Below are 24,730 nucleotides of genomic sequence, written 5' to 3'. Positions count from 1 at the left end.
ATTCCATATCCATCCATTTACATTACGTTATCTTTCATTTTTGAAAGGTAAGAAATCTGCACCTCTGTGCCTTGATTGACTTCCGAGGTAATCGTGAGGCGGTGGCCCAGCTTTCGGGCTATTTCTGAGCAGACATAGAGGCCGATGCCTGTCGCCTGGTGATGGGTACGTCCGTTTTTTCCGGTGAAAAAGGGCTGGAAGACCCGCTGCAAATCGACGGGCTCAATGCCAATCCCCTCATCCCGGATGGACAACACCACCTTGTCGCCACGCTGCTCAATGCGGAAGTGGATGGATTTCGCCGCTTCGCCCGAGTCAGAGTATTTAATTGCATTGGAGATAATCTGATCCAGCATCGCGGTATTCCATTTGCTGTCCGTCATGACCATGATGCGTTCGTTCTCACATTCGATCACCGGGTAGACATTATTATAGATATATTGGTTCCGCTTGCTGTTAATCAGGCTTCTGAGTGATTCCAGCAGGTTGATAGGCTCCGGATTATAGTCCCGGGTGAAATGCTCCAGGCGGAAGAACTTCAGCATCTGGTTCAGCATGCTAAGGATTTTATCCTTCTCTTCCTCAATATGCTGCAGGGCCAGGGCATGGCCGGTGGGGTTCATTTTGTAGTTCTGCAGAATGAGGTCGATGACTGACAAGGGCGTTTTGAGATTATGTATCCACTGCGATATGAACTTATGGGTGTTGTCGGCCTGGGCTTTGACCTCATAGATCTGGTCCTGATAGCTATGGTGTATCCGGTGAATGAGCTGAATGACGGCTTGCTGCTCGTACGAATAGCCCTTCTCCTCAATCTCGATATTCTCGGATAACCGCTGTATTTCCCGGTGGGTAGAGACGTATTTGATCAAGCGGAAGCACATAAATATAATAAATACGTAAAAATAGATGCTAAGCAGGTACATGAGCTGGATGTTGCTGCTGATAAAGAAATTGCAGTATACGCTCACCAGGATATGACTTATAAAATAGACAAGGGTAAACGCCAGATGATCACGCATGAAACCCCGAAACAGCTTAATGCTCACTGGCGGGTCCCTCCGATCATAGCCGAATCAAAAATATAACCCACGCCTCTTTTGACTTTGATCACATCCTGAAAGCCGAGACTGGCCAGCTTGCTTTTGACCCGGGTGACATTGACCGTCAGCGTATTATCCACGACGAAATGCACATCATCCCACAGTTCTCCCAGCAGTTCTTCCCTGGTGACAATGGTATCCTTATTCTCCATCAGCTTCTTCAGCAGCTTGTATTCATTCTTGCTGAGCTCTTCAACGGCTCCCTTGCAGGAAATGCTGAAATTACGGTCATCCAGATGAATCGGCAACGGCTCCTTCTCCGGCTCCGGCTTGCCCGCATACTCCCCGTAATTCCGGCGCATGATCGCCATAATCTTCGCCAGCAGCACTTGAATATTCAGCGGCTTCACGATATAATCATCCGCTCCCAGCTCCATGCTGAGCACCTGGCTGGATTCCTCATCCCTTGCAGAGATCACAATAATCGGCACCGTTGTTTTCCTTCTGAATACCCGGCAATAATAGAACCCGTCATAATAAGGCAAATTCAGGTCAAGCAGCACAAGCTGCGGCGCTTCCTGCTCGAAGATCTTCTCCACCTGCAAAAAATCCGCAACCTCCACCACTTCATAGCTGTATTTGCGCAGGATATCGGTCATCAGGGTTCTGATTTTGATATCATCCTCGACGATCATGATCTTGAACAATTGGCTCACCTCTTAGCAGCCCTGGCAGTCCTGAGACACTCGCTGTTATGAAGCCTCCGCCAGCTTGTTATCGATAAACCCGATAATTGTGGCAATGCTCGCGAAGTGTTCATGAATCAGTTCCTCGGGCAGAATAATAATCTTGAATTCCTGCTCCAATCTGGCAACCAGATCCAGGAGACCCAGGGAGGTCAGCAATCTGGACTCGAAAATATCGGTGTCCAGGTGCAGCTCCCCTGCCGGAATACGGGTCAAACCCGCTACGATCATTGTAACTTGTTCTGTGATTTTCATATACTATTTTCTCCATTCCTGGTGGATTTGTAGTAGGGATCAAAAACATGGGCAATGGCCCGGATAAAGTACGTACCGGTAGGGGTTACTGTAATTCGCGGAGAGTCCACACCCAGCAGCAGGCCATCCTTCTCCATGCCCCTAAGCACGCTAAGCTCCTCCTGAAAATAAGAGTCGAAATCGATACCAAAGCACTCCTGGAGCATTAGCTTGTCAATAGGGTTACCGCCCAGCAGCTGCTTCAGAATAATATCCTCACGTATGGCATCCTCCCCGGACAAAAGATGGGTCTTGCCGGTCTCAATAGGAAATCTGCCCAGATCAAGCGCGGCGCAGTAACGATCCATTGCCGGGACATTCTTATAATAGAGCCTGCCAATCTTACTGACCGCCGACTTGCCCAGACCCAGCAGATGCTGGCTGCTTCTTTCGGAGGAGCCCATGAAATCACGAACCACATGCGTTCCGGGATGCTTCTCCCGCCCGTTGTTGCGGATAAAGGTATCACTGCCCATCTCGGTGTAGTCCCGGGATAAATACTGGCGGGCCAGCTCGAACAGGCGGGACACCATATAATTGTTGGGCAGGCTGAGATGCGGGATTTTGCGCTGCAGCGGATAAATGGCCGGGTAATGGGCATAGGGAAAAGCCACGATTTTATCGGGGGCAATCCGCACGATCTCCTGCAAGGTACGCTCGAATTCTCCGAGTCCCTGAAAGGGCAGGCCATAGCATAAATCCACATTGACGGTGAAGCCCATGCTCTGGGCAAGGCCGATAATCTCCCGCGTATCCTCAAGATCGCATTCCCGGTGAATCGCATTCAGTACCCGGGCATCAAAGTCCTGAATGCCAAAGCTGATATAGTTAAACCCCAGTGTCTTCAGCAGCCGCAGCTTGCCTTCGGTAACAATCTGCTTGTCCGGGTAAGCCTCCAGCTTTATTCTGGCGTTGTCTTCAAAATCCACGTACCGGGCAATAATTCCGTACAGCCGCCCGATCTGCCGTTCATTTAAATAAGCGGGAGTCCCGCCGCCCCAGTGCAGATTACCGGATTTCAGCTTCCGGGTACGGCCGGAGAGCTTGAGTGCCAGCTCCTGCTCCAGCGCATCGATATAATGATCCTTGTCTTCATCCTTGCCGCTCAGCACCCGGTCACAGCAGCAGTAATAGCAGATCGACTTGCAGAACGGAACATGCACGTAAACCTGTGCTTCTTCGATTTCCTTAAGCTCCTGAGCTATAGCAGATTCATCCGCAGGCTGGCGCCAGTGGCTGTCCACCGGATAGCTTAAATACATGGGAAGGTTATATTCGTTGTACTTTTGCGATAAATAATGCAGCTGATTCTGAATGGTCTGATTCATTGCCAAGCTCCCTCCTTGCCCCGGCTTGCCGGGCGGCACATCATCTCCATGACTTCCTGCTCCTTGTGTACAATGTCTTCCAGTAAGCGGCCATGAACCGTTCTCCATGTGTCCGGCAGCGCAATGCCTTTGCTGTACCTGATCAGGTCACTGCGGATGTCCATCCATGCACCGGTAATTTCTCCGAGCCTCGCTGCAGCCGCTTGCCGTTCGGTAAGAAGACGCTCCAGCCGGTACTTTTCGGCCCGCTTGAAATCAATGATGGCGTTCAGGCCAGCGATCTGGTGGTTGACGTGCTGCTCTGTATAACTCCAGTGCTGTGAAGTATAGTGATCTTTGAAGGCGGATAACGTCAGCAGGCTCTGCGTAAAGGCGTCCCGCTGTGTGCGGTACAGGCAATTAAGTCTATTAACATCTGGCAGCAGTTCATAGGTGTACGGCTGCTGGGCACGCGGGAATTCCATCAAGGTGTACGTCTGCGCAGATGACAATAGATGCTGGCGGTACCCCTGATAACTGTTCAGCAGATCCTCTGCTGCCAGGGTACGTTCCCTGTAGTTCAGCGCATCCTTATGGCTGTGCTCCAGCACAATAAACTGATCCTGCGCCTCACTATAACCGTAGACCAGCAGCGTATGGGCAAGATGTTTCTTCATATAAGCGTCTCTACGGGCCGGCTCATAGAAGCTGTCCACCCAGAGAATGAACAGGCTTTGCCGGGCCAGTCCAGTGATAAGCCTCTCCTTCAGCCCGTTCCCGCCCTGCGGGGACTCATACCGGGCCGTAAGGTGCAGCTGCTCCAGAATAGCTTCCGGGGGCGCGGATTCCATGCAGGTAGCAGAGAGGTACGGCTCTGCCTGTGCAGATTCCAGAGTATATACAAACATATCGCTGCTCAGAAACGTGTTGATATTCCGGCCAAAGACATTCACTACAGGAAATAGTGAGTTATATAAGCAGCTTTTGTAATAGAGATCGTTAAACGGCTGTGGCTGTGTGAACGGGCGGGGCAAGCTCGGCTCCGTTATGATCCTTACTGGGAGGCTGGAGGCAGCTGCGACTTCCCCGCAGTGAACCTGAACCGGCGGGATACAGGCTGCACTTACCCGCGGAGTAACTCCCGCTTCCACAAGCCCGGCCTGTGCCCTAATGGTAGAGGCGCTCAGCAGCTCTTCGTAAGAAAGGGGAATGCCCCTGCGGGCAAGCTCACTCTGCAGCGTAACCGCCTCAATCGAGCTTCCGCCAATTTCGAAGAAGTCATGATCCAGTCCGATGGGTTCAAGCTCCAGGACAGCCCCCCATGCCTGGCAAATGGACTGCTGCAACGGAGTAGTGCAGGGTGTGAATTCACTATCCGTAAGCATGTTGTGCAGAGAAACCTCAGGCAGCTGCTTTTTGTCCACCTTGCCGTTGGCATTCAGCGGGAAGTGCTCCAGCCGGATGAAGACGGACGGGAGCATATAAGCAGGCAGGCGCGCAGCCAGGTACTGCTTAAGTCCAGCGCCGGAGACGGCTTGCGCGGCAGTCAGATAGGCACAGAGGAATTTATCCCCTGAACTGTGGCTCCTGGCCATAACGGCAACATCCCGGATGCCCGGATATTCCAGCAGCAGCTTCTCCACTTCCTTCGTCTCGATGCGGAAGCCGCGGATCTTGACCTGATCATCGCGTCGACCGAGGAATTCGATAGTTCCGTCCTCCTGCATCCGGCCCAGGTCACCTGTCTTGTACATCCGGTCTGCCTCAGATTCGCGGAAGGGGTCCGGCATGAAGGCTTGCGCCGTCTTCACCGGGTCCTTGATGTAGCCGCGCGCTACCCCGATACCGCCGATATACAGCTCACCTGTCTCTCCCGCCGCAACCGGCTGCAGGTCATCGTCAAGAATGTACCAATAATTCTGTTCAACCGGTATCCCGTAGGGAATGCTTGTCCAGTCCTCCCGGACCTCCGTAACCGGATAATAGATGGACCAGACCGCAGCCTCTGTAGCACCGCCGAGAGCGGTTAGCTTCGCCCGGGGGAAGTAACGCGAGTAGTTCCGCGCCAGCTCCAGGGGAACCCAGTCTCCGCTCAGGAAGATGTGCCTCAACTCCAATTGGGCGAAATCAGGGATATACTCCGCCAAGTGCCGGACCAGATAATGCAGTGTGGTAGGAACGGAATTCCAGAAGGTGATCCTCTGCTCCAGCAGCAGCCGTGTTAAGCTGTCAGGATCAGTAATCTGCGGCTCCGGACACAGAACAATCGTGCCTCCGGCGGCCAGCAGGCCGAATATATCGTACACAGATAGATCAAAACACACTGAGGTTACGAACAATCCTCTGTCATGGCTGCCTATATCCAGCTCCCGGTTCACCCAGGAGATCAAATTCACGGCGGAACGATGCTCGATCATTACGCCTTTGGGCATGCCGGTAGAGCCGGAGGTGTACATGATATAGGCCAAAGCACTGCCGTCAATGGAGAGTTCCGGGTTGTCTGCCGGATAGTCTGCTGAATAGGAAGCAGTGGTTGCGCCCGCTTCGGCAGAACCTAGGCGGATCTGAACCGGCACATCGAGCGGTTCATCGTCTTCACAGATAGCGGCCGAGGCCTCGGAATGCTGTAGAATGTAGTTTTTGCGGCTGGCCGGATAGCCCGGATCCACAGGGACGTAGGCAGCGCCGCTTTTTAACACGGCAAGCAGGGCAATAACCAGATTCATATTGCGCTTCACACTTACGCCTACATGATCATTCGGACGAACGCCCCGGGCAATCAGCTCATGTGCCAGGCAATTGGCACGCCGGTTCAGCTGCTGGTAGCTTATTGACTCTCCGGCAAAAACGATGGCCGGATGCTCCGGCTGCAGCGCTGCCCGGGCTTCGAACCCTTCGTGCAGCGTGGCAGCAGCAGATAGGGACGGCTTGGAAAGGGAGTCGGCCAAAGCTCTCACCTCCCGGGCAGGCTGTCCAGTGAATGTTCCCTGCTCAGCTCAGCGGTCAGCGCAGTCAGCTCGCCCAGCGTCTCACAGCTGAGCAGCTCATCTACATGCTCTTCCAGGTTCACGTCAAGCCTGCTCTCCACCATCGCGATAATCTCCACAATCATCACCGAGGTAATGGCCAGATCATCGGCAACCGACAAGCCGGGATGCAGCTCCTCCTTGTCGAAGTAGCATACGCTGGCGATAATCTCATACAGCTTGTCCTGCATCTGCACAGTCTTCCTCTCCCCTCATCTTCCTTCAGAGCCGCTTGCGGAATTCATGCTTCAATTGCTGCCGGTCAACCTTGCCGCTCCCCCCTGAAGGGAAGCTGTCAAAAACATGCACCATATCGGGAATCATATACCGGGGCAGCAGCTTGCCGACAGCCTGCTTCAGCCCAAGGACGGTGAAGCTGCCAGCTTCATGCACAACCACGGCAGCGCAGATCAGCGGATGGCCTTCACCATCCTGGATATCCACGACAGCGGCATCCAGAATATTCTCCATGTCATGCAGCACGCGTTCAATCTCCGGCAGCTCAATGCGAAAGCCGGAACGCTTAATCAAGGCGTCTTTGCGGCCAATCAGGACGAGCGCTCCGTCTTCATTAACCATAGCCATGTCTCCGGTACAGTAGAGCTTGTCTCCAAGACCCCAATTCGGCGGTATGCTGCGGAAGCTCTGCTCTGTAAGCAGAGGGTTGCGGTAATAACCCTTCATGACTATTGAGCCTCTTACACAGAGTTCACCCTCTTCACCGGCACCGGCAATGCGTCCGTCAGCGGTTACCACGACAACTCCGGTATTTCCGCAGGGATACCCGATCGGTACGGGAGTGTCGCGTATACCGTCTTGTTCACTCAGCGGATAATAGGTACAGACGTTGGTTTCAATCAGCCCGTACAGATTGTAGAAATCCGCCTCTGGCAGCAACTCCATCACCTGGTGCAGCAGCTTCGGCTGCAGAACCTCTCCCGCAAACAGCACGCCCCTCAGCGAAGGCAGCCCGCCTGCTGGCAACCGGCCGTATTGGACCACGGCAGCCCAGAGTGAAGGCACGGAATAGACCCAGCTAATTTTTTCCTGTTCAATGGCCGTGGTAAAACGCGCCGGATGCTGAATGACCTCAGCCGTCAGGAGGACGAGCGTTGCCCCTACGGCAACCGGCACGAAAATATCAAACACCGAAAGATCAAAATGAAAAGGTGCGATGGCCGCGAAGCGTTCATGTCCTTCCGGTTTGAAGTAACCGCAGCACCAGTCAATGAAGGTTCTGGCATTCAGGTGGGTAATCATCACGCCTTTGGGTACTCCTGTGGAGCCTGAAGTGTACAGAATATAAGCCAGATCCTCGCTGATCGGCTGTCTTCTGCTCTTGTACAAATGGCGCAGGGGCTGCTCCGGCGCGGCTTGAACAATCTTGCCGAAATCTGGTTCGTCCAGTTCGGCGCTCCCCTCCACCAGCAGTATATGAAGTAACCTCAGCCGCTCCCATTGCTCCGGATTCGCACCTTGTAGCAGCTTCAGCAGGTTCGCGCCATCAGTAACCAGAAACCGCGTCCCGCTCTGCTCCAGAATGGTCAACATTCTGTGAACAGGAGAGTAGCTCGTGTCCAGCGGGATGTATGCCCCTGCGGTGAACAGCACGCCGAACATGGCGCATACCGCCTGCGGGGACTTGTCCAGACAGATTGCAGCGGTCTCCCCCGGCTCCATGCCGGTATCGATCAGTGCATCTGAGATTTGAATACTGCGCCGGTGCAGCTCACCATAGCTTAGCTCCCTGCCCTCAAAGCACAGCGCAGTCTGGTCCGGGCAGCGCTCAACAGTGCGGAGCAGGTAATGCTGCAGCAGGAAATCACTCATACCCTTCCCCCAGACCTTCCAGCATGATTTTCTTCTGCATCTCGCTCGTTCCCGAGTACAGCTTGGAAGCAAGGGAATCCCGCATCTGTTTCTCCGGCGGGCTCTCCTTCACATAGCCGTAAGCTCCCCAGATTTGTACCGCCGCAAGGCTGTTCTGCACCTTGGATTCGGAGGTATGCAGCTTCAGCATGGAGGCACTGTGCATCCCGCAGCGGCCCTGGTCAAAGTCCTCGCACACCTTATACAGCATCAGCCTGCTTGTTTCCATCCGGATTCTCATCTGGACCAGCTTGTCATAGACACCCTCGAAGGAGCGGATGGCCTGCCCGAATTGCTTCCTCTGGCCCGCATACTGATAGGTCTGTTCATACTGCTGTTCCATGGCTCCGACATGATAAGCACTGACTATTATCCGCTCCCACAGCATCGCCTTGAAAAAAATACCCATCCCCTGCCGTTCCCGTCCCAGCAGCCTGTGCGCCGGAATGCGGGTGTGGTTCAGGAGAACCTCACTCATCGGGCTGGTCCGCAGGCCCATCTTCTCGAAGACTTGGCCAATCTCGTATTCCTGCTGTCGCGCTTCCAGAATAAAGGCCGACACATCCAGCATGGGCAGTCCATTCGCATGCTTGCCATACACCAGCAGGATGTCGGACTCCGGGGCGAGTGTTGCAAAGGTTTTGATGCCGTTCAGGATATAACCTTCCGGTTCCTTCTCGACAGAGGTGGTCATGGCGGAAGAATCAGAGCCGGCCCCAGGTTCCGTAATTACGCTGCTGCCGATGAATCTTCCATCAATGAGCGGTGCCAGATACCCGGCCTGCTGCTCCTCCCTGCCGTATACCCATAGCGGCACTTGGGCCGCTGACATTTGAGCGCATACCGAGAAGACCAGGCCTTCATCCTGGCAGCAGCGCGCCAGCGAACGGATCGCCAGCGCCGTGGTCAGCATTCCCTGCTCCGCTCCTCCATACGCTGCCGGAAAGGGAAGTCCGAGCAAGCCGGTACCGGCTAATCTGGACCATTTATCCCTGCGGAAGGTGCCGCTCTCGTCATCCGCATACACCCCGTCATTCAAATACCGCTCACAACATTCCTCCATTAAGCCGCAGATCTGCCGCTGCTCCACGGTATAGCTGAAATCCACAATAAGCGCCCCTCGACCTGTGATTTATTAAAATATAAGAATTTGAAGCCAAAGCCTCACTTTGCGGGGTTATCTTGTAGCTCCCCGGCCATGCCTCTGACGATCGTGTCATTAAGCAGAAACTGGCTTTCCGCCGGAATTCCCTCTACGGCCCATCTTCGGAGGATATTCTTCTGCACCTTTCCGGATTCCAGCACCGGCAGCTGGGAGACGAGATGCACCCGGTCCGGGACCTTATAGTTGGCGATTTTGCCGCGGCAATAGGCTTTGACCTCACCTTCAGTAAGCAGAACTCCGGGCCTTGGGACCACGAAAGCAGCCAGGGCCTCACCCAGAATCTCGTCCGGCTCCCCGACAACCGATACATCCTCAACCTTGTCCATGTTCAGCACACATTCTTCAATATCTACCGGGTAGACATTGAAGCCGCCGCGGATGACCATATCCTTGATGCGGCCGGCAATGCAAATATTGACGCCGTCCTTGTAATAGCAGGCCAAATCGCCGGTGTACAGCCAGCCTTCCTCGTCAATTACCTCACGCGTCTTGGCTTCGTTGTTGTAATAGCCCTTCATCAGATAACCCCTGATTGCCAGCTCCCCGATCTCGCCCTTCGGCAGCTCCTTGCGGTCCCGGTCTACAATCTTGACCTCGAAGCCTTCAATCGGCCTGCCGACTGTGTTCAGCCGGACCTCCGGCGGATCATCCAGCCGGGTCATTGTGACCAGTCCCGTAGCCTCAATAATGCCGTAGGCATTGATTAGCGTGCAGCGGGTCGTTTCCTCGATGGAGCGGGCTAAATACGGGGTACAGAGCGAACCGGAGACCACGACCTTGCGCAGCTCCCTGAACAGCCCGGGCTTGCAGTAAGGCATGGCCAGGATCAGGCTCCACATCGTCGGCTGGGTGTGAAAGAGGTTGATCCCGTTTTTGGCGACATGGGTCAGAATATCATTCGGATTGAAGTTGGAGATCCATTTCATCGTGATACAGGAGACAAAGTAGACGAGCACGGCATTGAAGCCCTGCGCAGCATAGAGAGGAGCAATCGAGAAGCCGATATCATCGTGTATATCCAGCAGCTGTCCGCCATAGTAGGAGGTGGCCACCAGATTGCGGTGCGTGATCATCACGCCCTTGGGGTGGCCGGTGGTTCCGGAGGTGTAGCCGAGAATCGCAATATCCTCAGGATCAATAGGCTCAAGCTGTCTGTCCTGAAAAGGGACTGTGAGCGGCTTCAGCAGCCCGGCAAAAGACATGCTGCCCGGTGCAGGCTCATCGCCAAGCACGATATAATTGCGGATCGCCGGCAGTTCGGGCCGAAGCCCGGTCAAGAGAATTTCCTCATAGTTAAAAATGCCCAGCCGGTCCTGGTAAATGATCGTCTCCGCATCGGAATTGTCCAGAATCCGCCGGATTTCATCCGGTTCATACCGTGTGCTGACAGGAACAATCCACGCGCCGATTTTGAACAGGGCGAAGTAGACGTACAGATATTCAAGACTGTTGGGCAGCAGCACGGCCACCTTGTCGTTCTTCTTGATCCCGAGGTCCAGCAAATTGCCGGCAATGGTGAGGGAATAGTCATACAGCTGCGCGAAGGTGACAGTCTCCTGCTCGAACACCACCGCAGGCTTGTCCGGGAAATCCCTTTGTAATGTGTCCAGCACGCAGTCAATGGTCAAACGTTCATATTGGATCATCGGTGTACCCTAGTCTCCTTTGTTAGCCCAAATAGGATAAATCAAAGCCTTCGAAATGCTGTGCTGCCTCTTCCTCATTCAGAATGGCGCCGATACAGCCCGGCAGCCTGCGGGGGCGCTGCATGGCCGTCATAATATACTGGATATAATTGAAGTTGTTCGAGAACGAACGGATGCCGATGGCCTGCATGATGATCCCGATGAACGCGCCGGGAGCCAGATTGGTGTTCATCATTTTGTCCGCAAAATCCGGAAACAGCACCGCCTTCAGCTTCTCCACGCATACGAACAGAAACTTCTGCATACGGATGAAGATATAATCCTTGTCCTTCTGGTAGATTTCGTCTGTATGGACCAGCTCCCCGTCCAGGTAGAACTCCGCCAGAATCGGAGATTTCAGCTTCATATAACCTTCCTGATCGAAGGTAATATGATTGAACACATCGTACAGGACGACCGTATACTTGATGTCCTCCTTACCGCTGAACGCCTGGAGCCCGGTCAAATACAGATTGCCTTCAGCGGCGTAAATGTCTACGATATCTTCCTCATAAAATAAAGCGCCGGGTCCAGTGTCCCCATGCTGCTTGTGCATGAAATAGGAGCTGTAAATCCCGCTCATAATCTCAAAAATATGAAAACATTTAAACCGGTCAAAGCGGAGCCGGGCTGCGAGTTTTTTGTCAAACCACTGACCCTCCAGCTCCTCCTTCAGCTTCTGCTCCAAGTAATCCCTGGAACAGAGCACACCCTTGCCTCCGTTAAAAAGATCATCCACCGCCGCTTCCAGAATCAGTCCGTCCGGGCTGACGGTGAGATGAACCATGAAGGACAGGGAGACATCCTGCTTGCGCATGCGGGTGATATCCCGCTGCCAGCCGATAATATGCAGATTCCCTTCATCATCCGTCTGCAGATTGGTGCCACGCGCCCTGATCATGGGCACGAGCTTGTCCGTGCAGGAATAGTTGCCGTAGGCGACCTTTTTGCGGATGATTGCTTTGTCGAGCGGTTCTCTTACGATCAGCTTAGGAACGGGAAAATTCGTGGCCGTCATAGTCTGCCTTCCTCCCTTACCATATGAGGTATGCCGCCGCATAGGTTAAGCCGCAGGCACTGCCCAGCAGCAGGATCGAGTCTCCCTTACGCAGCAGCCCCTGCTCCTCGGCGATCGCCAGACCGGCGGGAATATTGGCGCTCCCCATGTTGCCGTTCTCGGGGAAGGTATTAACGGGGAAGACTTTCTCCGTCCTGACCTCCAGCTTGTTCAGGAGCGAGTTGGTGATATTGCGGCCCAGCTGATGGGAGAAGATGTAATCAATGTTGTCTTTGCGCAGCTCATGCTCCTCCAGGAATTCATAGACAAAGCCGGGCATGTCGCGGATGACATTGGCAGCAATCCCGCGCCCGTCCGCCCAGCTCATGAAATCCATTCCCTCGAACCTTGGTGCGGGCATATGGATTTTGGGCGATACATAGAGCGACAGCTCCCAATCCGCATGGTTCCGCTGCTCCCCGTAGTACTTAATGGACTTCTCGCCTTTGTCGGCACTCAGCAGCATCGCAGCGGCTCCGGCTCCGGCGAACAGCAGATTCATTTTGTAATCCGCTTCTTCAAGACTGCCGACCTTGCCCGCATAGTTGGAAGCCTCCAGCAGCTCCAGCGGATTCTCACTGGTTACAACGAGGATATTGCGGTATTTGCCCGATTGAATGTAGAGGCTGGACAGCTCCATTGCTTTTAGGAACCCGTTGCAGGTGTCGTTGATGTCATAATAATTGCCCCGGGTCATTCCCAGCTCATGCGCCAGAATAATCGAATACGACGGCTCACGGAAGGGATTGCACACACCCACGAACAGCAGCAGATCAATGTCGCTTGCGGAAATTCCCGCTTTGCGGATCGCTTCCTGCGAGACCTTAACGGCCATCTGCACAGAGCTCTCCTCCCGGTAGTCCGCTGAGCAGGAACGGGTCGTAATTTCCAGGAAATCGAGCTTGCGCTTGCTGCCGTACACAAGCTGCTCTAGATCATCCTTCGGCAGATGGTGAAAGTACTTCTCCGCAAACAAATCTACAATCTCCCCGTTGGTCATCCGCCCCTTGGGGATGTAATAGGATAGGGCACGTATAGACAGATTCAACATGGTCATGCTCCTCTGCATCAAGATGATTAACTACCGATCTGCGCGTCCCGGACCAAACTTCTATAGTTGTCAAACAGCTCATAGGCTTCGCCCAGTGTCCGGGTCATTACCCGGTCTTCGGGATTGAACATGACCTGGTACTCTCTTTCGAGCCTAAGCATCACATTGACCAAAGATAAGGAATCAACCCCCAGCTCCAGCAGCAGATTGACCTCCGGGGTCAGTCTTGAAGCCTCAATCCCCAAATATTCGGCAAAGATTCCCTGGAACTGCGCAAAGCTTATCCGTTCTTCCATATGCTCACCTGCCTACTGTTATGTTTTGTCTAACCTGGTCAATCAGGAGCGGTACCGCCTCGAACAGATCGGCAACAATGCCATGCGCAGCCAGTCCCAGAATAGGGGCTGTCTTGTCCCTGTTGATAGCAATCACGGTGTCCATTCTGCGGATGCCTACAGTATGCTGAACCGCTCCCGAGATGCCAACGGCGATATAGATTCTGCCGCTCACATTCCGGCCTGTTAAGCCAATCTGCCGGGAATAATCCAGCCAGCCCTGGTCAATCACGGGTCTTGTTGCACCCAGCTCTGCACCCAGACATGCGGCAAGCTCTCTGACCAGCTCCATTCCTTCCTTGCTGCACACGCCCCGTCCTGCGGCGACGATAATACCGGAAGCGGCGGAGCCGGGCGCCTCTCTGCTCTTGATCACCTCAAGGATAGAGGTGCGGAGCACAGATGGAAGCTGGAGCTGCGGATGTACAATCCGTCCGGTCCGGTACGGATCGGGTTCGCAAGGTGACATGGCCCCGGGCCGGACTGTCGCCATTTGCGGTCTGGCTTCCGGGCAGCAGATGGTCGCCATTAACGCCCCTTCACGTGCTGGCCGGATCTGCAGCAGCACCCGGCTAGGCAGATCAATGTCAAGCTCTGTGCAATCCGCAGTTAAGCCGGTGTTAAGCCTTGCAGCTAATCTTGCGGCGATGGATTTGCTATGTATAGTGGAGGGAAGCAGCAGGATTTCCGGTTTAGCCTCCAATACCAGCTGATGCAGCAGCTCCGTATGAACCTCTTCGCTCAGCGGACTGAGGCCGGGCTGCTCGAGCACATAGACGGTGTCCGCGCCATGGCTGATGCAGGAGGCCGCATAGGCTGAAGTACCGCTTCCGATAAGCACGACGGCAATGTCCGTCTGCAGTTTCCGGTTCAGCTCACGGGCTGAGCCCAGCAGCTCATATACAGCCGGGCTAAGCTGTCCTTCCGCGTATTCACCGGCAATCATGAGACCTTCATATTCTCTGGCCCGTAGGCTCTGATCCGGCATGGAAGCCTCCTTATCTGAATGAAAATAACAAGTGGAAACGGCTTTGCCGTCCTTTTGTAAGGACGGTACTGTTTCAGCGAGAAATAGAAGGATAAGTTATCATGTGAAACATATAAATTCTTATATTTTAGAAAAAGCATCATATACCCGGTGACATATTCTTATCTGTCAAAAGCTGCGCGATCTCCTCAATTTGCTCCCGCAGGCTCTTGCCGCTTACAGTGAAGGGTACCTGCCGGTCTGCAGCATTCCGGGTTGCCTGCACCCGGGTAGGCGATCCCGCAAGCCCACAGGCTTGCTTGTCCAGGCTCAGGTCCTGAGCGGACAGCCTGGTGATTTCACAGCGGTTAGCCTTCAGAATTCCATTAATGGTCGCCATCCGCGGCTGATTGATGCCTTTATGCACCGTAATCAGGGCCGGGAGCATCAGCTGCACAATTTCAAAACCGGTCTCAGTCATCCGCCTGCAGGTGATGTGCCGCTCTTCCAAGGCGAGGATCTCCAGCACATGCGTGGTGTGCGCAGTGCCCAGCTTCTCCGCCAAGGCGGGACCGACCTGTGCGGTCTCCCCGTCAGTCGAATGGGTGCCGCAGAGAATCAGATCCGGCTTGCCTGTTAGCTCAAGCCCACGGGAGAGCACAGTGGCCGTTGCGAGTGTGTCCCCACCCGCGAACAGCTTGTCGGTCAGCAGCACGCCTGCATCCGCACCCAGTGAGATGCAGCTCCGCAAGATTTGCGCTGCGGATTCTGCTCCCATGCTTACGGCGGTTACGCTCCCGCCCTGGCGCTCCCTGATCCGCAGCGCCTCTTCCAGGGCAAAGACATCCGCCGGGTTCATAACAGGCCCCATGTGAGCGGAGGGTACCTGCTTGACACATACAGCTATTTGCAATCCGCTCACTCCTTCCTGGACAAGGGTCTGCTCATGAGGTTTGGCGCAGCTCCTGAAGAATCGGCGAAATGTTTTCTTTGCGCACATCGTCGCAGTTTCTGACCATTTCTTCTGCCATTTCCTTGCCCATGAACAGCCGGGTCATTTTCTGTCCGACCTTCATCATGGTTTTATCCTTGTCGGCCAGCTGTTCAAAATTAAACCGGCCTTCCAGCGGGAAATATTTCAGCCCGGCACGGATTTTTTCGGGAATGCTTTTGTTGTAGTTTTTGACGGAGGCTTCGCTTTGCACAGGCGTTTTGGAGACGGAAAAGAGGATGACCTTCTTATGCTGCAGCTGGTCCCAGACCTTCTTGAGATAATCGGCGATGACCAGCTTCTGTACCCGGACATAGGTACCTATAATTACGGTGTCGTACTGGCCTGCCTGCTTAATGTCAAACGTGTCGATGTCCGCGAGATCGGCTCCAAGCTCCTCCGCGATCCATTCCGCATACTGCTTCGTACTTCCGTAGACGCTTGTGTAAAGGACGAGACTTTTCATAAAGCACCTCCTGAAATGGTTGATACTCTTACGTTATAATGGCAGCATCTCTTGCAGACATTGCAATAACCGGGCTTCCGAGCCGTCAGTCATGGCCTTGGCCGGAAGCACAATGGTAAAAACATATTCACGGCGCAGAACGGATATGGCCTTGAATTGCGGGAAATTCTTGAACTGGCTAATCACTCCCTGTCCGCTGCGGGCGCAAGCTTTGATTTCGAACAGGTCGGTGGGAACGGTGAAGCCAGTCTGAAGCACTTTGGACATCGCTTCCTTGGCCGTCCAGAGCAGGGTCAGGAAGTGCGTCGGCGCAAGCTCAGGTCCTAGGTCCTTCATCAGGCCCTCTTCCTCCTTGGAGGTAATCCTTCTTAACGCGTCCATCGCCTTCTCATCCACAAGCTCCATGTCAACGCCCAGCAGGAGGCGCGGGTCATAATCAACCGCCGCTCCCAGGGTGTCGCAATGGGTAATCGTAATCTTCCGGTCGCTTCCAGCCACCAGCGGCTGGCACATAATCCCGTGATTGATCCTAATTTCGGACAGATCATCCTGCTCCTCAGCCACAGCCATCTTGGCGGCCAGCTTGCCGAGCAGGTAGCTGTTGCGGCGTCTGGGATATTTGAACCCGAAGTATTGCTCCTTCTCCGCCGCGCTCAGATAATCCAGAGGCCCGTCCTCGGGCGGCAGGGAGACCACACTCAGCTTCAGCCCATAACGATCCTCCGGGCCTTCCAGCTCAAAGCTGAGCCTTCTTACCGTCTGGGAGAGGAACTGTTCGTATTGCCTTGCGAAGGTTGTATATAGCATCTCTGTGCCCCTATTCTCTTTCCCAGGGAAATCTTTTGTAACGCACATAATTCTGAATGTTCTCTCTGACTTCTGCGGAAGCGGTCAGCTTGTCAATCTCGGCTACGGCGGCATGCTCCATCGTTTCGTTGATAATCCACATTTGCCGGAAATAGCCTTTGATCTCCTTAACTGTCTGCGGCGTGATCCGGCTGATTCTCCGGTATAGCCGCAGAATGCTGGCATCCGGGTCAGCATTCACTTCATCGGCGAGTCTGCACCCTAGCGCTTCTTCCGAGGACAAGGGCAGCGTGGTCAAGGTCATCTTGTATGCCTGCCAATAGCCGGTCCGCCGGATTAGATAAGGACTGACGAGAGCGGGCACGAGGCCCCAGATCGCTTCAGGCAGGGCAAAGGTGGAACGCGGCGAAGCGACCACATAATCACAGGCAGCCATCAGCCCCACTCCACCGGCAAGCACCTGCCCGTCTACCTTGGCGATCACCATTTTGGACAGTTCGCCGATCCTTTTCATCGTCTGCAAAAAGTCTACGGATGGCGGGGCGGCAGAATCACCGGGTGCGCCGTCCTCCCCGTCCGTAAACGCCTGAAAATTCATCCCGGTACAGAAATACCCGCCCGTACCTTCAAGGACAATCACCCGGCAGGCGCCCAGCTCCTCCAGCATCCCTAAGGCATGCTGCAGCTCTGATACCAGGGTGGCAGTGATACTGTTCTTGTGCTCCGGACGGTTCAGCCGGATGCTGTAGAGCCCTTCTTCCAGGTGACTTACGGCAATAGAATGATACTCCATAGCAGTCACTTGTCAGCTCCACGCATATTTGCGGTGAAAGTCATCGACTTCGGTCAGAACCAGATAACCTTTGCCCTTGAAAAAGTGATCATAGATGCGGCTGAATCCGGAGAAATCCACCTTCTTGTCCCGGATTCCGAACAGCCATTCCACGTTCTGGTCCAGGATGTCGTCATATTCCTCAAAGCTGAGCTCATAACGGCTGTCCAGCCCCGCCTGAATATTCATCGTACTTAGCTTCCTTACGGATTCCGGCGTAATCACCCCGCTGTAAAATTCCGAAGAGCAGCCTGAGCCGTAGGAGAATAACCCGACTCTGCGGTAATCCGCAATGTCTGCCTGATCAATCAAACTGCATAAACTAAGGTATAAAGCTGCGGAATAGACATTGCCCACCTGCATGCCGTAGGTCAGGGACGGGGCGACTCTTTTGTCAAAGTCCTGCTGGACTACTGCGCCTCTCAGTTTCAGCTCCTCATGGATCAGCTTGCGGTGCGCGCCCTTGACCATGCCGCCGAAGGGCGTATGGAAGGCCAGGAAATCAAAGGTCTCCTGAAAATGGACGCCGTCCACCTTCTCCTTATAATTCTTATAGGCATTCTCCAGGCAGTCCAGATAAGACAGAAGTGACAAATCCGGGTTCCCGGTCTCGATCTCCGGCAGCGGCCGGCAGGTATCCATCACCTCATAGCTGTAATGTCCGGTTGCGCCGAAGTCCAGCTCCAGAATCTCCGGATTGGCACTGATGAGCATGGCTACGGCTCCAACAGCCTGAGTCGGCTCACCGTAGGTGCTCTTGGCTGCTGCTCTCGCTACATCCGTGGCGATGACCAGCGCCTTAGCTCCGGGGGAAGCACCCGAGGCGATGAAGCAGGCAGCCATGTGCAGCCCGGCCGTTCCGCCGTAACAGGCCTGCTTCAGCTCGAACAACCGGCAATGGCGGCTCAGCCCCAGATAGTCATGGATATAGGTACTGAGCGATTTGCCAAAATCCACACCGGACTCGCTGGCTGTAATCACCAGCTCGATCCGGTTCTTGTCCTCCTCGCTTAAGGCATCGATGATCGGCTTCGCCGCATTGACTCCGCCTGTTACAGCATCTTCGCAGGCTACACCCACCGATTTCCGGTCCATCATCAGATTATCGAACCGGCTGAGGTCAAGGCCTCTGCCTTCAAAGATACTGCGGGCGGAGATCACCGCCGGTCCCCCGTAAAAGTTGATACTCTCAATTCCTACTCGCATTCAGCTTGCTCCTTTTCTGATGATAATGCTGGTATTGATTCCTCCGAAGCCGTAGGAATTGCTAAGCCCATAAGTAAATCCCGCCGGTTCCGCCAGGCTGGAAGCGAAATAATGCTCCCGGCTGATCGGGTCCTCCAGAGAGGGCAGCGGATGAAGGAAATTCCCCTGCAGCTGAAGGATCGTCGCCACGGCTTCCACCACTCCGGCCGCATACAGGCAATGTCCGGTCAGCGCTTTGGTCGAATTCAACCGGATGTGACTTAGCTGGCCGCCAAACACCCGTGAGATTGATTTCAGCTCCGTCACATCCCCCAGCGGTGTAGAAGTGCCATGCGCATTGATGTAATCAATGACAGAGGGGGCGATTCCGGCGGTGCGGAGCGCCTGCTCCATCGTCCGCACCTGTCCATCTTCACTCGGGTCAGACAGGCTGTGTCCGTCCAGAGCAGCCGCCCCGCCGGCTATAGTCGCCAGTACCTCCACTTGCCGGGCTTGGGCACTGTCCGCCCCCTCCAGGATCAGGCAGGCGGAAGCCTGTCCGAAGATGAAGCCTTCATGCCTGCTGTCGAACGGCCGGCACGCCGCGGCGGGTGCATCATGGAAGCTGCGGCCTCCGTACGCCCCAATATTGAGGAAGCCCTGCAGCTCCAGCGGGGACAGATCGGCCAAAGGTCCGATAACCATACAGACATCGACAATCCCGAGCTGGATTAATTGCGCTGCCCTCAGCACCGCCGCATTGCCGCTGGCTGAGGCGCCGCCAACCGTCGCCCCCTCTCCCTGAATGCCGAACATTTCACTAAGTACCCCAAGCTGATGGGTATCCATGTAATTCAGCGCATATCTGGGATGCAGCAGCTCCAGCTGATGTCCGTATTCCACCATTGCTGCATAGCTGACCGCCGGGGAAATATTGCTTCCGGCAATGATCAGGCCGATCCGCTCTGCCTCCGGCCTGCTTACATTCAGCTTCGCCTGCTGCCATGCCTCGGCTCCGGCCAGTGCGGAGGCCTTAACCGATTTGCCGGAGATTCTGAACAACCGTCCGGCATTCCGCGATAAATCCCCTTCATAGCGGCGGAAGGATTCCTGCAGCCCCTCCTCGCGCAGCTCAGCGCCGATCAGCGGCTGTCCGTCCGGATAGGTTAACCCCTGAAGATAGCCAATTCCGCTGCGGCCGTCTTTCAGGGATCGCCCGAAGGCTTCTACGCCGCTTGCCGCCGCGCTGAGGACCCCCATCCCGGTGACGGTCACCGGGCGGAAATCCTCAAACCGCCAGCCTGTTGCACCGTTATAGATTTTCATGCAGGAAATCTACGACCTCCCCGATATTCTTCAGGCTCCCGAACTGCAGCAGCGGGATTTTAATGTTCAGCTCATCCATGGTATCGGAAATAATATCAAAGCGGTCAATGGAGTTCGCGCCGAGGTCCTTCATGCTTGCTTCCCTGTGAATCTGCTCGGCTGTCAAATCCGGCAGGATATCGATCATTTTACTCTTCATAATCTCCAGTACCTGGTCTTTGTTCATACAAGAACCTCTCCTTTTATGATCTGGGCAGCCCCGTTCATCATCTTGACGGCAATCTCGCCAGCCCGGCGGTGTCTCCAGGCTTCCAGCGGTGTCCCCTTCACCCACTGGTTGAAGGCTCCCATGGCCGGGCCGCACATAATGCTGTAATTGACCTTATTGCCGGATTCGCCGGCGATGGCGGAGGCTTTGCCTTTGGCGATATACCATTTGAAGACGGCCGCCAGCTGCTGCTTCGAATCTCCCTGGACAGCAGCCCTCTCCTCTGCAGACATTCCGCGCTTGCATATCTCCAGAACGTCCGTCATCGGCTGGCCGAAATATTTGTCTTCGAGCTGAGACTTCGTCTTGCTGTCCAGCTGCGCGATGGAGCCGGTATTGCGGTACAGCTCATACAATTTGTTGGCTCTTGCCGAGAAGAACAGCCCCTTCTTGAGCACCTGGGCCTTGCCGCCCAGCTCGAACAGCTCCAGGGAAGGAACATAGGCCATGTCGTAGACATTCACCTGCTCCAGAAGCTCCTTCACCTCCGGGCTTGCGCCGCTCTCGACCGTGCATTGATTAATCGATCCGGTCAAAATAAAGTCCGCGCCCATCAGGAATACGCCTGCTGCAGCTTCCGGGGTTCCAATCCCTCCGGCGGCACCGATGTGCATCTCCTGCACCGGAGCGAAGGTACGGGACAATTCTTTCTTCAGACGCAATAGCGTCGGCAACAGGCTGATGAGATTAGCCTGATCGGTCGGACCTGCCGAATCTCCTGCTGCGCAAAGATCATCCGCCACCGGAACAAGCCGGGCCAGCTCTGCCTGCTCTGCCGTAATCTGCCGGTCAGCCAGCAGCTTGTCCACGATACGGGCCGGAGCCGGCAGCATGAACAGTGTGGCGATATCCGGCCGGGATACCTTGGCAATGATCCGGTTGGCACGGTGCACAGATCCATCCTCCGCTCTCGTAAGTCCCAGCAAACGGTACTTTACAAGCGCCGGTGTCAAGGTTAGGTACGAGGAGGCTTCAATCAATTGAATCTTCTCTCTTAACAGAAGCTCTATCAGCTCCTCTTCCCGGTTCGGATAGATCGGATGATAGGTTACGGCAACCCCAATAGATTTGCTGTTCCCCAGCTCCCGGCGGATATGGCGGATGGCATCTGCAAGCTCTGCCGGCTTCATCCCGCCTGCGCCCAGAAAAGCGAGACAGCCTGTCTTTCCGGCCTGTACAACCAGTTCTGAGGAGGAGATTCCGTCATTCATCCCTCCCAGCAAATACGCATAATCCAGTCCGTAGCGCTGCTTGAAAGCCGCGCTTCCGAGCCTGGTTCCGGTGAAGGCAGTCTGTACCCGCGCCGCTTCTTGCGACTGGACAGGCTCCGGCTCCACAGTGAAATCTGCGGCCGGAGCTTCCGCAGCTGCGAACGGTTCAATTTCCTTAGAGACCTCCTGGACCTCAGCCGCATGTATCGCATTTCCTGCAATTAACTCCTCTACTTCATTTGCAGCAATTACTGTCTCCGAAGCTTCCTCCTGTTTCCCGGCTTCAGCCGTGTCCGGAGCTTCAACTACAACTGGCTCTGCTGTGTCCGGAGCTTCAACTACAACTGGCTCTGCTGTGTTCAGAGCTTCAACTGCTGCAACGGGCTCAGCCGCTTCCGGTGCTGTCTCTGCTTCGGCAGTTGATGCCGATTCGGCAAATAACAGCCGGGCCTCGGCGGCATCATCCACGATCAGCGGCTCCGCTTCCCGTTTGATTTTGCTGACCAAGCCTGCGATGACGTGACCCGGGCCGATCTGGGTCAGCTCCATTTCGGGGTGTCTGCCCATGAGGTAACGGACCGATTCGGACCATTTCACGCTGCTGACCATCTGCTCTGTCATATAATGTACGGCATCGCCTACGGAATAAGGCCGCGCCGTCAAGTTGGCGATAACCGGAATAGAGGGTGGAGCGAACTCGAACTGGCTGAGGAACTCCTGAAATTGCAGCGCCGAGCTGCGCATATACCGGGAGTGGAAGGCGCCGCTGACATTCAGCACGACATAAGCAGAAGCTCCATTCTGTTCAAAAATCTCTTTGGCGGCCTGCACATCCTCCATCAGCCCCGAAAGGGCAATCTGCGTAGGCGTATTCAGGTTGGCCACATCCAGCTTATCGAGGCGGTGGTCGGCGAGAATCCGGTGAATGGCTTCCTCGGTCAGCCCGATGACGGCAGCCATACCGCCGCCGGTCGCCGTGTTCATCAGCGCGCCTCTCTTTTGCACAATCTTAAGTCCGGTCTCGAAATCGAACACGCCTGCCGCATACAGCGCACTGTACTCGCCTAAGCTGTGTCCGGCTACGAAATCGGGAGCCTCCCCGGAATCCCGCAGCTCCTTAAGGTAGGACAGGACATTAACGACATAGAGCGCGGGCTGCGTATAAGCGGTAGTATCCAGCAGCCTGCTGCTGTTCTTCAGACACAGCTCTTCAATGGAGTAGCCCAGCACCCGGTCGGCAATCGCGGTGTATTCGGGGAACTCCTTGAACAGCGTGCCTCCCATACCCATGAACTGCGCGCCTTGCCCCGGGAATAAATATGACTTCATCTTCATCTTCGGCTCCCACGCCTCCTTCTTAAGGTTCATTTGCCCATACTCGGCCACGATCTCATTCAGCTTCTTCAGCTCGCTGCCCATTGGCGTAATCACAGACCGTACCTGCCGGACCTGCTGCTGCTCCAGAATGTATTTGCTGAAATTCTCCAGTGTACCTGACGGACCCAGGTCGAGAAACAGCCGCTCCCCGCCGGAGGACAGACTCTCCAGTGCACCGCGGAAATTCATCGGCTTCCTTAGCACATCCCACAAAAAGGACTCTCCCACAGCCTGCACGCTTCCCCCGGCCATAGCCGATACCAGACTGACTCCCCGGGCTGGAGTCTTGTAGTCAATCTTCTGCAAATATGTACGGTAAGGCTCCTCCAGTTCATCGATGGATGCGGAATGAAAGGCATAGTTCACAGGCAGCTTCAGACTAGCGATGTTACGTTCCTTGATAAACTGCTGGATTTCTTTGACATGCTCGCGTTTGCAGGCGATTGTAAAATGCTTCTCAAAGTTCACGGCAATCAGCTCCGAGCGGGTGTTCAGCTCCGCATTCCCGTGATACAGCTGTTCATTGTCCAGAATGGCAATCATCGCACCGGTTTTGCAGGTCTTTTTGAGCAGCTCGACTTGCTTCACGATAAGCTCCAGCGCCTGTTCAGCCGTCAGCACCCCAGCCACCGCCAGCGCCACATATTCCCCCAGGCTAACCCCCAGCGTATAGCGGGGAGTCATTCCCTCAGCCTTCAATGTCTCCGCCAGTGCATACTGAACCATGAAGATCGCGGGATGGGTATACAGGATATCCTCGAATCTGGAACCCTTGCGCTTGGTGTTGAGATATAGCTCTTCTATTACGCTTTTGCCGGTCAGATCATGAAAAATACGGTCCAGCTGTTCCATGGATTGACGAAACACAGGCTGATTCTCGTACAATTCAAGACCCATTTTGTTGTATTGCGAGCCTTGCCCGGAGAACATAAACACCATTTCGCTGTGCATTACGGTACCTCCTGAATTTGAGCAGCTTATTTGAAATCAAAAACTCTGGCATTGTTCTTTCTGTTCCTGTATTTCACAAAATGATTGATGTCATCGATTTGGAAATACAGATTTCTTTTATAGAGATAGCTCATCTCTTTGCCCGGCGGATCGCCGAAGGAATGGCCCGGGAAAACCCGCACATGTGCCGGAATCAGCCGGATCAGCCGGTGGATGCTGTAATACATATCCTCTGCCGAGCCCCCCTCGCTGTCGCATAAGCCGCAGCCTTCGATAAATACCGTATCCCCGGAGAAAAGGTTGTCTTCGCCCCAGTAGCAGACACTTCCCTGCGTATGCCCTGGAGTCACCAGACAAGTAATCTGGGTGTCCCCGATACGTATCCGGTCCATGTCTTCAACGGTTCTGAGCCGGGTGCAGCGGTATCTGTAGTAGTCCGCCTCTGTTCTGGAAATATAGACCGACGGATGATAGAGCATTTCCAGTTTTTTGACCATATTGGTGTGATCGAAATGAGAATGCGTCAGCAGTACAGCCTCCAGGGAAGCTCCCTGCTTCTCCAAAATCTGGATCATCTGCGATACATCCCAGGACGGATCAACAACAAAAGCTTTACGGGAGGTCTTGTCAATTCCGAGATAAGCGTAGTTAGAAAAAGTCATACACTGCGTTTTGATGGTAAACAGATCATACGTTGCTTCCATGTCCGCCTCCTCGAAAATCTGGTTTGTCATATTTCCACAATTTTCTTTATGAATCTACTAAATTATC

Annotated in this window: 22 protein-coding genes; all 22 read right to left on the bottom strand. The window is 54.5% G+C overall.

What is annotated here, in order from left to right; genetic code table 11:
* Positions 1-17: 17 nt before the first annotated feature.
* The 22 genes from QW71_RS01045 to QW71_RS00940 all read right to left on the bottom strand — a co-directional run bounded on the left by QW71_RS01045 (position 18) and on the right by QW71_RS00940 (position 24,663).
* The gene (locus tag QW71_RS01045) at positions 18-1,049 is read right to left on the bottom strand and encodes a HAMP domain-containing sensor histidine kinase (RefSeq protein WP_052769822.1); all 1,032 of its coding nucleotides are present in this window, start codon (positions 1,047-1,049) and stop codon (positions 18-20) included.
* Positions 1,046-1,750, bottom strand: a complete 705-nt coding sequence (locus QW71_RS01040; protein ID WP_039291973.1) for a response regulator transcription factor — start codon at positions 1,748-1,750, stop codon at positions 1,046-1,048. Before QW71_RS01040 ends, QW71_RS01045 begins: the two co-directional genes overlap by 4 nt.
* Before the next feature lie 45 nt (positions 1,751-1,795).
* The gene (locus QW71_RS01035; protein ID WP_039291970.1) at positions 1,796-2,044 is read right to left on the bottom strand and encodes a phosphopantetheine-binding protein; all 249 of its coding nucleotides are present in this window, start codon (positions 2,042-2,044) and stop codon (positions 1,796-1,798) included.
* Positions 2,041-3,411 (bottom strand): radical SAM protein, encoded by a 1,371-nt coding sequence (locus QW71_RS01030; RefSeq protein WP_039291967.1) that lies wholly within the window; start codon positions 3,409-3,411, stop codon positions 2,041-2,043. Before QW71_RS01030 ends, QW71_RS01035 begins: the two co-directional genes overlap by 4 nt.
* Positions 3,408-6,338 (bottom strand): amino acid adenylation domain-containing protein, encoded by a 2,931-nt coding sequence (locus QW71_RS37645; RefSeq protein WP_052769821.1) that lies wholly within the window; start codon positions 6,336-6,338, stop codon positions 3,408-3,410. Before QW71_RS37645 ends, QW71_RS01030 begins: the two co-directional genes overlap by 4 nt.
* 5 nt (positions 6,339-6,343) lie before the next feature.
* Positions 6,344-6,607, bottom strand: a complete 264-nt coding sequence (locus QW71_RS01020; RefSeq protein WP_039291964.1) for an acyl carrier protein — start codon at positions 6,605-6,607, stop codon at positions 6,344-6,346.
* Between the two features lie 31 nt (positions 6,608-6,638).
* Complete coding sequence (locus QW71_RS01015) at positions 6,639-8,246, bottom strand: amino acid adenylation domain-containing protein (RefSeq protein WP_039291961.1); 1,608 nt, start codon at positions 8,244-8,246, stop codon at positions 6,639-6,641.
* Positions 8,239-9,393, bottom strand: a complete 1,155-nt coding sequence (locus tag QW71_RS01010; protein ID WP_052769820.1) for an acyl-CoA dehydrogenase family protein — start codon at positions 9,391-9,393, stop codon at positions 8,239-8,241. Before QW71_RS01010 ends, QW71_RS01015 begins: the two co-directional genes overlap by 8 nt.
* Positions 9,394-9,449: 56 nt before the next feature.
* Positions 9,450-11,096: a class I adenylate-forming enzyme family protein gene (locus QW71_RS01005; RefSeq protein WP_039291958.1), complete on the bottom strand. Its 1,647-nt coding sequence runs from the start codon at positions 11,094-11,096 to the stop codon at positions 9,450-9,452.
* Positions 11,097-11,118: 22 nt separating this feature from the next.
* Positions 11,119-12,153, bottom strand: coding sequence for a hypothetical protein (locus QW71_RS01000; RefSeq protein ID WP_039291955.1), 1,035 nt, complete (start codon positions 12,151-12,153; stop codon positions 11,119-11,121).
* Between the two features lie 16 nt (positions 12,154-12,169).
* Positions 12,170-13,243: a 3-oxoacyl-ACP synthase III family protein gene (locus tag QW71_RS00995; protein WP_039291952.1), complete on the bottom strand. Its 1,074-nt coding sequence runs from the start codon at positions 13,241-13,243 to the stop codon at positions 12,170-12,172.
* A 26-nt stretch (positions 13,244-13,269) separates the two neighbouring features.
* A complete protein-coding gene (locus QW71_RS00990) occupies positions 13,270-13,539 on the bottom strand; it encodes an acyl carrier protein (protein ID WP_039291950.1) in 270 nt (89 codons plus the stop codon).
* Positions 13,540-13,543: 4 nt separating this feature from the next.
* Positions 13,544-14,566 (bottom strand): electron transfer flavoprotein subunit alpha/FixB family protein, encoded by a 1,023-nt coding sequence (locus QW71_RS00985; RefSeq protein ID WP_039291947.1) that lies wholly within the window; start codon positions 14,564-14,566, stop codon positions 13,544-13,546.
* A 139-nt stretch (positions 14,567-14,705) separates the two neighbouring features.
* Entirely contained in the window at positions 14,706-15,458 is a 753-nt protein-coding gene (locus QW71_RS00980; protein ID WP_047013540.1) for an electron transfer flavoprotein subunit beta/FixA family protein, read from the bottom strand.
* A gap of 31 nt (positions 15,459-15,489) precedes the next feature.
* Positions 15,490-16,002, bottom strand: a complete 513-nt coding sequence (locus QW71_RS00975) for a flavodoxin domain-containing protein (protein WP_039291944.1) — start codon at positions 16,000-16,002, stop codon at positions 15,490-15,492.
* A gap of 33 nt (positions 16,003-16,035) precedes the next feature.
* The gene (locus tag QW71_RS00970) at positions 16,036-16,809 is read right to left on the bottom strand and encodes a 4'-phosphopantetheinyl transferase superfamily protein (protein ID WP_039291941.1); all 774 of its coding nucleotides are present in this window, start codon (positions 16,807-16,809) and stop codon (positions 16,036-16,038) included.
* A gap of 10 nt (positions 16,810-16,819) precedes the next feature.
* Complete coding sequence (locus QW71_RS00965) at positions 16,820-17,602, bottom strand: enoyl-CoA hydratase-related protein (protein WP_039292320.1); 783 nt, start codon at positions 17,600-17,602, stop codon at positions 16,820-16,822.
* A gap of 12 nt (positions 17,603-17,614) precedes the next feature.
* Positions 17,615-18,847 (bottom strand): hydroxymethylglutaryl-CoA synthase family protein, encoded by a 1,233-nt coding sequence (locus QW71_RS00960; protein ID WP_039291938.1) that lies wholly within the window; start codon positions 18,845-18,847, stop codon positions 17,615-17,617.
* Positions 18,848-20,152, bottom strand: coding sequence for a beta-ketoacyl synthase N-terminal-like domain-containing protein (locus QW71_RS00955; RefSeq protein WP_047013539.1), 1,305 nt, complete (start codon positions 20,150-20,152; stop codon positions 18,848-18,850).
* Positions 20,139-20,378, bottom strand: a complete 240-nt coding sequence (locus QW71_RS00950) for an acyl carrier protein (RefSeq protein ID WP_039291935.1) — start codon at positions 20,376-20,378, stop codon at positions 20,139-20,141. The genes QW71_RS00955 and QW71_RS00950 overlap by 14 nt, the downstream gene beginning before the upstream one ends.
* Positions 20,375-23,959 carry an ACP S-malonyltransferase gene (fabD, locus tag QW71_RS00945; protein WP_039291932.1) on the bottom strand — a complete coding sequence of 1,195 codons (3,585 nt, stop codon included), beginning with the start codon at positions 23,957-23,959 and terminating at the stop codon, positions 20,375-20,377. The genes QW71_RS00950 and fabD overlap by 4 nt, the downstream gene beginning before the upstream one ends.
* 26 nt (positions 23,960-23,985) lie before the next feature.
* A complete protein-coding gene (locus QW71_RS00940) occupies positions 23,986-24,663 on the bottom strand; it encodes an MBL fold metallo-hydrolase (RefSeq protein WP_039291928.1) in 678 nt (225 codons plus the stop codon).
* Positions 24,664-24,730 lie beyond the last annotated feature (67 nt).

The organism is Paenibacillus sp. IHB B 3415, from assembly GCF_000802655.2.
Classification (GTDB): Bacteria; Bacillota; Bacilli; order Paenibacillales; family Paenibacillaceae; genus Paenibacillus_AQ; species Paenibacillus_AQ phytohabitans.
The sequence above is the reverse complement of the archived record's forward strand: the minus strand, read 5'-3'. Positions and strand labels throughout refer to the sequence as shown.

Coding starts and splice junctions, on each gene's coding strand:
- QW71_RS01015 (WP_039291961.1), bottom strand. CDS start 8,246: ATGAGTGATTTCCTGCTGCAGCATTACCTGCTCCGCACTGTTGAGCGC.
- QW71_RS00975 (WP_039291944.1), bottom strand. CDS start 16,002: ATGAAAAGTCTCGTCCTTTACACAAGCGTCTACGGAAGTACGAAGCAG.
- QW71_RS00995 (WP_039291952.1), bottom strand. CDS start 13,243: ATGTTGAATCTGTCTATACGTGCCCTATCCTATTACATCCCCAAGGGG.
- QW71_RS00990 (WP_039291950.1), bottom strand. CDS start 13,539: ATGGAAGAACGGATAAGCTTTGCGCAGTTCCAGGGAATCTTTGCCGAA.
- QW71_RS00985 (WP_039291947.1), bottom strand. CDS start 14,566: ATGCCGGATCAGAGCCTACGGGCCAGAGAATATGAAGGTCTCATGATT.
- QW71_RS01000 (WP_039291955.1), bottom strand. CDS start 12,153: ATGACGGCCACGAATTTTCCCGTTCCTAAGCTGATCGTAAGAGAACCG.
- QW71_RS00950 (WP_039291935.1), bottom strand. CDS start 20,378: ATGAACAAAGACCAGGTACTGGAGATTATGAAGAGTAAAATGATCGAT.
- QW71_RS00965 (WP_039292320.1), bottom strand. CDS start 17,602: ATGGAGTATCATTCTATTGCCGTAAGTCACCTGGAAGAAGGGCTCTAC.
- QW71_RS01020 (WP_039291964.1), bottom strand. CDS start 6,607: ATGCAGGACAAGCTGTATGAGATTATCGCCAGCGTATGCTACTTCGAC.
- QW71_RS00970 (WP_039291941.1), bottom strand. CDS start 16,809: ATGCTATATACAACCTTCGCAAGGCAATACGAACAGTTCCTCTCCCAG.
- QW71_RS01035 (WP_039291970.1), bottom strand. CDS start 2,044: ATGAAAATCACAGAACAAGTTACAATGATCGTAGCGGGTTTGACCCGT.
- fabD (WP_039291932.1), bottom strand. CDS start 23,959: ATGCACAGCGAAATGGTGTTTATGTTCTCCGGGCAAGGCTCGCAATAC.
- QW71_RS00960 (WP_039291938.1), bottom strand. CDS start 18,847: ATGCGAGTAGGAATTGAGAGTATCAACTTTTACGGGGGACCGGCGGTG.
- QW71_RS00940 (WP_039291928.1), bottom strand. CDS start 24,663: ATGGAAGCAACGTATGATCTGTTTACCATCAAAACGCAGTGTATGACT.
- QW71_RS01005 (WP_039291958.1), bottom strand. CDS start 11,096: ATGATCCAATATGAACGTTTGACCATTGACTGCGTGCTGGACACATTA.
- QW71_RS01030 (WP_039291967.1), bottom strand. CDS start 3,411: ATGAATCAGACCATTCAGAATCAGCTGCATTATTTATCGCAAAAGTAC.
- QW71_RS00955 (WP_047013539.1), bottom strand. CDS start 20,152: ATGAAAATCTATAACGGTGCAACAGGCTGGCGGTTTGAGGATTTCCGC.